10 protein-coding genes are annotated in these 10,548 nt (G+C 67.0%); 8 read left to right on the top strand and 2 right to left on the bottom strand.

Annotated elements, in window-relative coordinates; all coding sequences use genetic code 11:
* Positions 1 to 288 precede the first annotated feature (288 nt).
* Both VFW69_RS01155 and VFW69_RS01150 read left to right on the top strand, forming a co-directional pair.
* Positions 289 to 2,082 (top strand): CocE/NonD family hydrolase, encoded by a 1,794-nt coding sequence (locus tag VFW69_RS01155; protein WP_526497303.1) that lies wholly within the window; start codon positions 289 to 291, stop codon positions 2,080 to 2,082.
* Positions 2,083 to 2,106: 24 nt separating this feature from the next.
* Positions 2,107 to 2,922 carry an enoyl-CoA hydratase/isomerase family protein gene (locus VFW69_RS01150; protein WP_526497297.1) on the top strand — a complete coding sequence of 272 codons (816 nt, stop codon included), beginning with the start codon at positions 2,107 to 2,109 and terminating at the stop codon, positions 2,920 to 2,922.
* An 18-nt stretch (positions 2,923 to 2,940) separates the two neighbouring features.
* On the opposite strand, the gene VFW69_RS01145 is transcribed toward VFW69_RS01150, so the two are convergent.
* A complete protein-coding gene (locus tag VFW69_RS01145; protein WP_526497301.1) occupies positions 2,941 to 3,549 on the bottom strand; it encodes a TetR/AcrR family transcriptional regulator in 609 nt (202 codons plus the stop codon).
* Between the two features lie 58 nt (positions 3,550 to 3,607).
* On the opposite strand from VFW69_RS01145, the gene VFW69_RS01140 reads away from it, so the two are divergent.
* The 5 genes from VFW69_RS01140 (at position 3,608) to VFW69_RS01120 (ending at position 8,816) form a co-directional block, all read left to right on the top strand.
* Positions 3,608 to 4,810: an aromatic ring-hydroxylating oxygenase subunit alpha gene (locus VFW69_RS01140; RefSeq protein ID WP_526497294.1), complete on the top strand. Its 1,203-nt coding sequence runs from the start codon at positions 3,608 to 3,610 to the stop codon at positions 4,808 to 4,810.
* A gap of 71 nt (positions 4,811 to 4,881) precedes the next feature.
* A complete protein-coding gene (locus VFW69_RS01135) occupies positions 4,882 to 6,015 on the top strand; it encodes a M42 family metallopeptidase (protein ID WP_526497292.1) in 1,134 nt (377 codons plus the stop codon).
* Positions 6,016 to 6,300: 285 nt separating this feature from the next.
* A complete protein-coding gene (gene pat, locus VFW69_RS01130) occupies positions 6,301 to 7,245 on the top strand; it encodes an acetyltransferase Pat (RefSeq protein ID WP_526497299.1) in 945 nt (314 codons plus the stop codon).
* Positions 7,246 to 7,448: 203 nt separating this feature from the next.
* Positions 7,449 to 8,138, top strand: coding sequence for a DUF5642 family protein (locus tag VFW69_RS01125; RefSeq protein WP_526497290.1), 690 nt, complete (start codon positions 7,449 to 7,451; stop codon positions 8,136 to 8,138).
* A 27-nt stretch (positions 8,139 to 8,165) separates the two neighbouring features.
* Positions 8,166 to 8,816, top strand: a complete 651-nt coding sequence (locus VFW69_RS01120; RefSeq protein WP_526497288.1) for a DUF5642 family protein — start codon at positions 8,166 to 8,168, stop codon at positions 8,814 to 8,816.
* A gap of 8 nt (positions 8,817 to 8,824) precedes the next feature.
* On the opposite strand, the gene VFW69_RS01115 is transcribed toward VFW69_RS01120, so the two are convergent.
* On the bottom strand, positions 8,825 to 9,421 hold the full coding sequence (locus VFW69_RS01115) for an alpha-ketoglutarate-dependent dioxygenase AlkB (RefSeq protein ID WP_526497286.1): 597 nt from the start codon (positions 9,419 to 9,421) through the stop codon (positions 8,825 to 8,827).
* A gap of 97 nt (positions 9,422 to 9,518) precedes the next feature.
* On the opposite strand from VFW69_RS01115, the gene VFW69_RS01110 reads away from it, so the two are divergent.
* A partial coding sequence (locus tag VFW69_RS01110) for an arginine deiminase (RefSeq protein ID WP_526497284.1) occupies positions 9,519 to 10,548 on the top strand: 1,030 nt, incomplete at its 3' end.

The raw sequence follows: 10,548 nt of genomic DNA, 5'->3' as shown, positions 1-10,548 counted from the left end.
CATCGGATGCAAAGGCTGGCGAAAGAGGCCGCGGCATCCTCGATGCCGCTCAGCCCCACGCAAGGCCTTGCGCTAAATTCTTGGAGTAATTCGCGGCGGTGCCGCCGCGGGCGTCAGGGGGAGCTGCCGATGGTGAGAGGGACGGGATCCCGATCGTCTTTGGACCGTGGTGAAAACGTCCTGATGGCCACCCCGCGTTTTCGGCGCGCGCCCCGGACGCGACGCCCTCGCAACACCAGCCCTTCGCCGTTCGCGCCGGAGTGGACGTCGCCCCCGGCGACATACGGCGTGGGGGTGCAACACAACGTTGCGGTGCCGATGAGTGACGGTGTCGACTTGAGGGTCGATATCCATTACCCCACGGTGCCCGAGACCCGACAGCCCGCCGCGGGTCCGTTTCCCGTGCTGCTGTCGATCACGCCCTACGGCAAGAAGGCGCCGCCGCCGGCCGCCCAGATCGGCGGCGGCGCGGCTCCCTACCTGATCAAACGCGGCTACATCGAGGTGATGGTCGACGTCCGCGGGACCGGATCCTCTGGCGGTTCGTTCGAGATGTGCGGCGAGCGGCAGACGCAGGACGGGGTGGAGTTGGTGCGGTGGGCGTCCGCGCTGCCCAACGCCAATGGTCGCGTCGGCATGGTGGGGCTGTCCTACCTGGCGATCAACCAGCTGTTCACCGCGGCCGCGGTAGGCCCGGACTCGCCGCTGAAAGCGATCTTCCCGGTGATGGCGGCCCGCGATTTCTATCGCGACGCCGCCACGATGGGCGGCGTGCCGCACCTGCACGCGGTCCGCGGATACGGGTCCGTCTACACGCTGCTCAACGTGGTCAACCCGACCCTGGAGTGGCTCGCCCGCGGCGGTCACGCGCGACCGCGCTCCGGCGGCCTCGCCGCGGTTCGGCAGCGCGGACGCGACCAGCGCCGCTACTTCCGACCCCTGATCGCCGAGGTTGTCGCAGGCGGCGAAACCGCGTATGACGGCCCATTTTGGGACGCGATGAGTCCGGGGTTGGTCCTCTCCAAGGTCGCCGCCAACGGCGTTGCGACCTTCCTCGTCGGCGGGTGGCACGACGCGTTCCAACGCGGGGCGCCGCTGAATTACGCCGCGCTGCAGAACGCAGCCGTCGGCCGGCCCGACGACGCACCGATGGAACCCGGCCAGCCGGTATCGGATCGGATCCGACTGATGATGGGCCCGTGGTATCACGTGTCCAACCACGGCGGACTGCACCTCAACGCGCTGCAGTTGCGCTGGTTCGACCACTGGCTCAAAGACGACGCCGACGCGGCCATTTGCGGGAAGCCGTTGACCTTCCAGGCGATCGGAAGCTCACAGTGGTATCGCGCCGACAATTATCCGCTCACCGAGGCGACGCCCACCCGGTTCTACCTGTCCGACGCGGGCCGTCTGAGTCCGGACGCCTCGCCGGACGGCACCGTGGCGCCACTCACCTACGTGGCGCGCGGACCCCTGTCCGGCCGCAGCCTGGAGCAGTGGTCGCTGGGATTGAACAGCTTCATGTTCTCCCAACGGGGGCGCAGCATCCGTTATGACCAGGTCAACCGCCGCCTGCAGCGCGGCGCGCTGACCTACACCACCGAGCCGTTCGGCGCGGCGAAGCTGGTGGCCGGCCCGATCGCACTGACCATCCACGCCACGGCCAGCACTACCGAGACAGTGTGGGTCGCTTACCTCGACGACGTCGCGCCCGACGGGGCCAGCCGCCCGCTGACCCAGGGCGCGCTGCTGGGCTCGCACCGGAAGCTGGACCCGGACCGCACGTGGTACCTGCCCGACGGCACCGTGTTGCGACCGCAGCACCTCAGCACGCGGTCGGCGGCGCAGCCCGTCGTGCCAGGGGAGGTGACCCGCTACGACGTGGAGATCTTTCCGACGGCCGCGTTGATTCCCGCGGGCCACCGACTGCTCCTGACGATCACCACCTATGACTTTCCCCATCTGGTGCCCAGCAAGCCGGCCCGCCGAGCCTTGGCCGGCGGGCGCTACGAATTGCACCAGGGCGGCCCGACGCCATCGCACATCCTCATCTCGTTGGCAGACCCGGACGCCGTGAGCTGACGGGTTGCGTGGACAGGAGTTGATGTGGCCGACGAATCGCAGGGCGAAGAACCGCAGTTGAAGGTGGAGCGCGACGGCAGCGTCGTCGTGCTCACCATGAACAATCCGCGTCGGCGAAATGCGCTGACTCCGTCGATGATCACGTTGATGGCGAAGGCATGGGATGAGATCGACGCCGACGACGGCATCCGTGCCGCCATCCTCACCGGTGCCGGTTCGTCATACTGCGTGGGTGGCGACCTCGCCGATGGATGGATGACCCGCGGACCCAAGACGGCGCCCGCTGCGGAAGGTAAGCCGCGTGGCAGCGTAATCAGCGAAGGCCTGCTGCTAAGCCGCTCCTTGACGAAGCCGTTGATCGCCGCCGTCAACGGTCCGTGTTTGGGCGGTGGCTGTGAAATGTTGCAGCAGACCGACATTCGGATCGCCGAGGAGCAGGCGGTGTTCGGCCTGCCGGAAGCCAGATGGGGACTGATCGCCGGGGCGGGCTCGACCGTTCGGCTCAAGCGTCAGATTCCCTACACCAAGGCGATGGAGATGATCCTGACCGGCGATCCGCTGACGGCCGCTGAGGCCTACCACTTCGGTCTGGTGGGTCATGTGGTGCCGACGGGCCAGTCGTTGAACAAGGCTCGCGAGATCGCGGCTCGCGTTGCGGCCAACGGCCCCTTGGCCGTTCGCAACGCCAAGGCCTCGGTGATCAACAGCGGGTGGATCGACGAGGAAGACGCGCGACGGATCGAGCAGCGATTCGTCGTCGAGGTGGTTCGCTCCGAGGACGCCAAGGAAGGACTGGCTGCCTTCGCCGCCAAACGCGAGCCGCGATTCAACGGGAGGTAGCCAAGCGCCCGTGGTGCCTCAGCGCTCGACGGCGGCGTGGGCGCGGACCGCAGGCGCGACCCAGTCCGCGAGGAACCGTCGCAGCTGGTGTCCGGTGCGCGGTGGACGGCCTGGGTCGACGATCAGCGACTGCACGGTACGCAACATGATCTCGACCAGTTCGTCGAGCCTGCCCTCGACGAATCCCGCTATGGCCCAATCGACTTCGAATCGCTGCAGGATCGACCGGCCAAATGAAATGGCCACGTCCGACGTGACGCCCGCGGTGAACGCGCTGGCCTTTCCGGGTTGGAACACCAGGCCGAGGTACTTGTCGTGCGCGAGTTGCTCAAACGTGTAGGCGATGCCCTCCACCACCGCCTCCGTCGGGTCGGTGATCGAACCCAGATGCGCCGCAAGGCGATCCAGGAACCCGTCCACTGAGGACAGTGCCGTCGCACCCAACAGCGCCTCGTGAGTCGGGAAGTAGCGGTAGATCGTCTGTCGCGTCACGCCGAGAGTCGTCGCGACCTCGGAGACGCTTACGGTCCCGCGCGCGTCGATGGCGCTGCGCGTCGCGCTCAGGATGCGCGCGACCGCCTCATCGTCGTCGGCCGGGATGTCACCCGACCAGCCGTGCCGGCGCATTGCGTGATCGTCGCACACGCCGGGCGGCGTCCTTGACAATACAAACGATAGTGAGTGTATGGTCCGAAGCATCGCGGAGAAGGAGACCACGGTGACGACGATCGACAAACCGGTGAGCGGTACCGACGAGACGCTGACGCGGCGGGGGCTGCGTCATGCCCTGGACAAGACGACCGACCTGGCCGAGCGTGAACTGCGGGTGCCGTTGCACTACTACCGCGACCCCAAGCTCACCGAGATCGAGGAATCGCAGATTCTGCGCAGGGTGCCGCTGGCCATCGTCCCGTCGGCGCAGGTACCGAACAAGAACGACTACGTGGTGCGCTCGGTGCTGGGCGATTCGCTGCTGGTCACCCGCGACCGGTCCGGTGCCAGCCACGTCTTGCTCAACTACTGCCGGCACCGCGGCGCGATGCCGGCCTGCGGCTCGGGCAACGCGTCGCGGTTCGTCTGCCCCTATCACGCCTGGACATACCGCAACACCGGTGAACTGTTCGCCGTCCCGGGCAAGGCAGGCTTCGATTCGATGGACACCAAGGACTACGGCCTGGTGGAACTGCCCTCCGAGGAGCGACACGGCTTCATCTGGGCGGTGCTGACCGCCGATGCGGCCATTGACCTCGACGCGCACCTCGGAGAATTCGGTACCGAACTGGGGCTGTGGAACTACGAGTCCTACGGCTACCACACGCAGCGCGAATTCACGTCCGAAGTGTCGTGGAAGGGCGCCCTGGAGGCGTTCGCCGAGGGGTACCACTTCCCGTACGTGCACGGCGAGAGCCTCATCGGGCAGAACACCCTGGCCAACACGATGGTGTACGACGAGTTCGGCAAGCATCACCGCATCGGGTTTCCCTTCGCCTGGATCACCAACGCCGACGCAGACCCCACGGCCTCGCTCGACCCCTCGGCGAACATGGGGGTGATCTATTGGGTATATCCGAACCTCATCCTGGCCAACAGCCCGGTGGGGGTGGAGATCATCGACATGTTGCCCGCCGGTGAGCCGACCCGCTGCACGGTCCGCCACAGCTGGATGGGCCGCATCCCGGCCACCAACGATGAGATGAGAGCGGCCTACGACGCGGTCTACGAAGGGGTGCACGCGGCCGTTCGCGACGAGGACTTCGCCATGTTGCCCCAGTGCGGCGAGGGTGTCCGGCACGGCCAGCACGACCACATGATCATCGGACGCAACGAAATCGCGGTCCAGCACATGATCAAGGTGTTCGCTCAAGAACTGGGCGTCGCGCTCGCCTGAACATCCCCCGTTGGGTAGCCGCAAGCCAGTACGGGTACTGATCCTCTGAACCCGATGACGGAGAGGATCTCATGGCGCACCGCGACGGCGACTCCATCGACGAGTTGCTGCAAGAACTGTTGTGGACTTATGGGCCGTGCGGGCAGGAGGACGCGGTACGCGCCGTGTGTGCCCGCGAACTGCAACCCGTTGTCGACGACATGTGGACCGACGACGCCGGTAACTTGATTGGATATATCGCCGCCGACCTTTCGTCCGCCGATGCCAGCGCGCACGACCACCGCCACCGGACGACGTCCGAACCCGGCACCGCAACGCGGGTGATGGCACACATGGACGAACTGTCCATGATCGTCAAGCGCGTGGAACCTGATGGCACACTGCATTTGACGCAGCTCGGAATAATGTATCCGGGTAACTTCGGCCTGGGCCCGGTGGCCGTGCTCGGTGACAACGAAACCCTCACCGCAGTACTGACTCTCGGCTCCGAGCACACCACCATCGAGAGCCAGCGGATCTGGGAGACCAAGCCCGATCAAGGCGACCGCGCGCTGGACTGGCAGCACGTGTACGTCTTCACCGGCCGCAACGGCGCTGAATTGGCCGACGCCGGAGTGCACGCCGGCACGCGGGTGTGCGTCGAGCGCAGCAAGAGGGATCTGGTCGAGATGGGAGACTACGTCGGCGCTTACTTCCTCGACGACCGCGCCGCGGTGACCGCCCTGCTGCGGGCCTCTCGCCTGCTGCACGAGCGCGGGCAACGACCCGCCGACGACGTCTACATCGTGTTCACCACCAACGAAGAGATCGGCGGCGTGGGGGGTACCTACGCCAGCTCTCACCTGCCCGGCGACCTCACCCTGGCCCTCGAGGTCGGCCCCACGGAACGCGAATACAACACCAGCGTCACCGGCGGTCCGATCATTGGTTACAGCGACGCGTTGTGCGTCTACGACAAAGAGGTTGCCGACCGGCTCCTGAAGATCGCCACAGACCTGGAGCTGTCGCCGCAGCCGGCCGCGCTCGGCGCCTTCGAATCCGATGCGTCGCACGCCAAGGCCTACGGGTTGACCGCCCGCGCCGGCCTGCTGTGCCTGCCCACGCTGAGCACCCACGGTTACGAAGTCATCGCCCGGCACGCGATCGATGACATGGCCGCGATCGTGGTGGATCTCGTGTCGGAGCCGAGTCAAAAGATCGCCTGACAGTGCCAGACGCTCCGCGCTGCGAAAGTACGCGAATCTGCTTGCCGGTGGGCCGCAAGATTCACAAGTGACCCCCTGCGTCCTTGCCGGAGCCGCAACTGTGCTCATAACCTGGGCAACATCCGACCGCATCCAGCAGTCTTCGGGCTGGCGCGGTAGACGACGGCAAGCAGGCGGGCAGGTCATGGCATCACCGCGACGCGCAGAGTGGTGTCGCGATGCTGCGGGCGGCGGTCTATAACGGTGGCCGGACTGACCGGCGCCCGGGTGGACGAGCTGGCGACGATGGACATCTTCGAGGGATGTCCCGCCGAAGACCTTGCCCCGTTGGCGGGGCGCCTGCAGCCACTGCGCGCCCCGGCCGGCCAGGTGCTGATGCGGCAGGGGGAGCAGGCCGTCTCGTTTCTGCTGATCTCGTCGGGTACCGCCGAGATCAAACACGTGGGTGACGACGGCGTGGTGATGGTCGAGCATGCCTCCCCCGGCATGATTGTCGGCGAAATCGCCCTGCTGCGTGACATTCCCCGGACGGCGACGGTGACCACCGCCGAACCGCTGACCGGCTGGATCGGTGACACCAGGGCCTTCGCCAGCATGGTGTACATCCCGGGCATCACGCCGCGGCTGCTGCGCACCGTGCGCCAGCGTCTCGCCGCGTTCATCACGCCGATCCCAATTCGGGTGCGTGACGGCACACTGCTGTTGCTGCGCCCGGTGCTCCCCGGTGACAGCGAGCGCACCGTGCACGGACACATCTACTTCTCCAGCGACACGCTGTATCGGCGTTTCATGACCCCGCGGCTTCCTACTCCCGCATTGATGCACTACCTGTCGGAGGTCGACTATGTCGATCACTTCGTGTGGGTGGTCACCGACGGCAGCGACCCGGTGGCCGACGCGCGCTTTGTGCGCGACGAGAACGACCCGACGGTCGCCGAAATCGCCTTCACCGTCGCCGATGCCTATCAGGGCCGCGGCGTCGGCACCTTCTTGATTGGCGCGCTGTCCATAGCCGCCGAGCTCGACGGCGTGGAAAGGTTCTCCGCGCGAATGCTTTCCGACAACGGACCGATGCGCGCGATCATGGACCGCTACGGAGCCGTCTGGCAGCGCGAAGACGTCGGCGTCATCACCACCGTGATCGACGTGCCGCACCCGCACCACCTGCGGCGTGACGAGGCCGAGCAGATCAAGCGCGTGGCCCGGCAGGTTATCGCGGCGGTCGGCTGAGATCGGGTGGCGGCATAGTGCTGCAACTGCGGCCAGTCTGCGGACCATTAGGTGACTTCCAAATCCGCTGGCGCATGCGCTAGCACGTTTGGGGATGACATCGTCCTTCCCGAGCCGCTACTCGTGTGACGGAAGTTATCCGACAAGCCCCGGCACAGGCGTGGGGGAGACGGTATGGCGGTGTCCTGTGCTATCAACTCCTCATGCGGCCGTTCGGGATTGGCCCGGCGGTGACTACAGCGCTAACGTTGGCCGTCGCCGGGTGCGCTCATCCACCCGCACACGCTCCGTCGGCCGTTCCGGCAAAATCGCCGCTGAGCAACACCGCTGCCGTCAACCCCGCCAATATCAAACGGGTCGTTCGCGACCTGCCGCCCGGCTACGAGGTGACCACCAGAATCCCTAGCGCCGCTTCACCCAGGGTGATCTGGGGCCTGGGGGACGACCTGCAGGCCAAGCCGGCCAAGTGCGGGACGCTGGCCGACCCCGGGAACGGGCGCGACCAGTCGGCGCAGGGCATCTCGGGATCGGGGAGCGGCGGCATCGTCGCCGCGGTGGTGGTGGCTTTGCCAGCGCCGGTGGATTTCCCGGAGGACCTCGTCACCGCGTGTGCCCAATGGTCGGAGACCGCCGGGCGGACCGTGGTACACGTCCACCTCACCGACGCGCCGCACATCGATGGTGTCGACACCGTCGGCATGGTGGCCGACGTCAAGTCATCCGTCGAGTCGGGCACTGAAATAGATTCGCGCACCTACACATTCACCGCGTATCTAGGCAGCTACTACGCGTTTACCACCCTGACCACCGATCCGGGTTCGGCGCTTCCGGTGCTGCCGCCGCAATTCGCCGTGGATCTGCTCGCCAAAACGGTGTCCACGTTGCGCAGCTGAGCTTTCCGCTTGGGTAGATTGGCCACGATGTCCAAGATGTTGCTCGCGGCCGCGGCTGTCTGCGTCCTGGCCGGCTGCTCATCGGCCACTCACCCGGCGAAGGTCGACATCAACAAGGTCGTCGACGTGAAGTTCAGCTTCGGACCCGAGTACAAGGTCAGCGACATCAGCGAACGGGGAATCGATCCCAAGGTGCTGGCCGGCCGCAAACTGCCCGACGGGTTGACGTTCGACCCCGCGAACTGCGCGAAAGTCGCGGCCGGGCCGGACATGCCGGCGGACCTGCAGGGCAACATGTCCGCGGTCACCGCTGAGGGCCGTGGCAACCGGTTCGTGGTGATAGCGCTGGAGACCTCAAAAGCGTTGCCGTTCAACGACCCTGGGAAGGATTGCAACAAGGTGACCTTCACCGGCCCGCAGATGCGGGGCGGTGTCCAGGTGGTCGAGGTGCCGCAGATCGAGAGCACCCGCACGCTGGGAGTGCATCGCGTCATGCAGGCGTTGACGCCGGGTGGTCCACGCACCGGCGAGCTGTATGACTATTCGGCCGCATTCGGCGACTACCAGGTGATCGTCATCGCCAACCCGCTGGTGGTGCCCGATCAGCCGGTCGCTCCGGTGGACACCCAGCGGGCGCGCGACCTGCTCGTCAAAGCGGTGGCGGCGGTGCGTACCTGAGCGTTCCACTAGCGCACGCCGCGCGGGCGGAACTGGATGCTCACCCGCGGGCCGACGGATGCCGTCGTCTTGGGCACGGCGTGCTCCCAGGTGCGTTGGCACGATCCGCCCATCACCAGCAGATCGCCGTGCGCCTGGGGGAGCCGCAGGGACGGGCCGCCGCCGCGGCGGCGCATCGCGAAAGAACGGGTGGCGCCCAGGCTGACGATCGCCACCATGGTGTCCTCGGAACTGCTGCGGCCGATGGTGTCGCCGTGCCAGGCCACGCTGTCCGAGCCGTCGCGATAGCAGCACAACCCGACCGTGGTGAACGGCTCTCCGAGCTCGCCGGCGTAGATGTCGTTGAGCCGGCGTCGCAGCCGGGCCAGCTCCGGATGCGGCGGCTCATCGACGGCGAGGTCATGAAAGCTCACCAGCCGCGGCACGTCGACGACCCGGTCGTACATCTGTCGGCGCTCCTCGCGCCACGGCGCCGTCGCCAGCAAGGCGTCCAGCAGGCCGTCGGCATCGGTGAGCCAGCCGGCACGGATCTCGATGAACGCGCCGTCGCCGAGTTGTCTGCGTTCGGTGTGCTGGAACAGGGAGCCTTGGACCGCGATCTCCACGCGACCGAGTTTATCGCACATTCGTTCGATGGCGCGGGGCCGCGCGACGGGCGTGTGGCAACGGGACTGCGCGGCCCGCCGCCGCTACGGTTGAGCTGTGGGTGTTGTCGAGCTGGGCACCAATTCTGAGGTCGGCGCGTTGCGCGTGGTCATCCTGCACCGCCCCGGCGCCGAGCTGCTCCGCCTGAATCCGGGCAACGTCGACCAGCTGCTGTTCGACGGCCTGCCGTGGGTCGCCCGCGCGCAAGACGAGCATGACCAGTTCGCTGCGCTGTTGCGTTCCCGCGGCATCGAGGTGCTGCTGTTGTCCGACTTGCTCACCGAGGCGCTGACGCACAGCGGAGCCGCCCGGATGCAGGGCGTCGCGGCCGCCGTCGACGCGCGACGACTCGGAGTGCCTTTGGCGCAGGAGCTTTCGGCATATCTGCGGGGCCTCGAGCCGGCCCGGCTGGCCCAGGTGCTGATGGTCGGCATGACGTTCAACGAGTTGCCCTCGGGCACCCGGACCGACGTGTCGTTGGTGCTGCGCATGCATCACGGCGGCGATTTCGTCATCGACCCGCTGCCCAACCTGGTGTTCACCCGCGACTCGTCGATCTGGATCGCTCAGCGGGTGGTGATCCCGACGCTCGCCCTGCGCGCCCGCATCCGCGAGGCATCGCTGACCGATCTCATCTACGCCCATCACCCCCGGTTCACCGGCGTGCGGCGTGCCTACGAGTCGCGCACCGCCCCCGTCGAGGGCGGCGACGTGCTGCTGCTGGCGCCCGGCGTGATCGCGGTCGGTGTCGGCGAGCGGACCACTCCCGCCGGCGCGGAAGCGTTGGCCCGCAGTCTGTTTGACGACGACCTCGCGCACACGGTTCTCGCGGTGCCGATCGCTCAGCGGCGCGCGCAGATGCATCTGGACACGGTGTGCACGATGGTCGACACCGACACGGTGGTGATGTATGCCAACATCGTCGACTCGTTGTCGGCCTTCACCCTTCAGCGCACGCCCGAAGGGGTCGCCATCAGCGAGGAGGCCCCGTTCCTGGAGGCGGCGGCCAAGGCTATGGAGATCGACAAGCTGCGGGTCATCGATACAGGCCTGGATCCTGTTGTCGCCGAACGCGAGCAGTGGGACG

Source organism: Mycobacterium sp., from assembly GCF_036273375.1.
Taxonomy (GTDB): Bacteria; Actinomycetota; Actinomycetes; order Mycobacteriales; family Mycobacteriaceae; genus Mycobacterium.
This window is presented reverse-complemented; position numbering and strand designations above follow the sequence as displayed.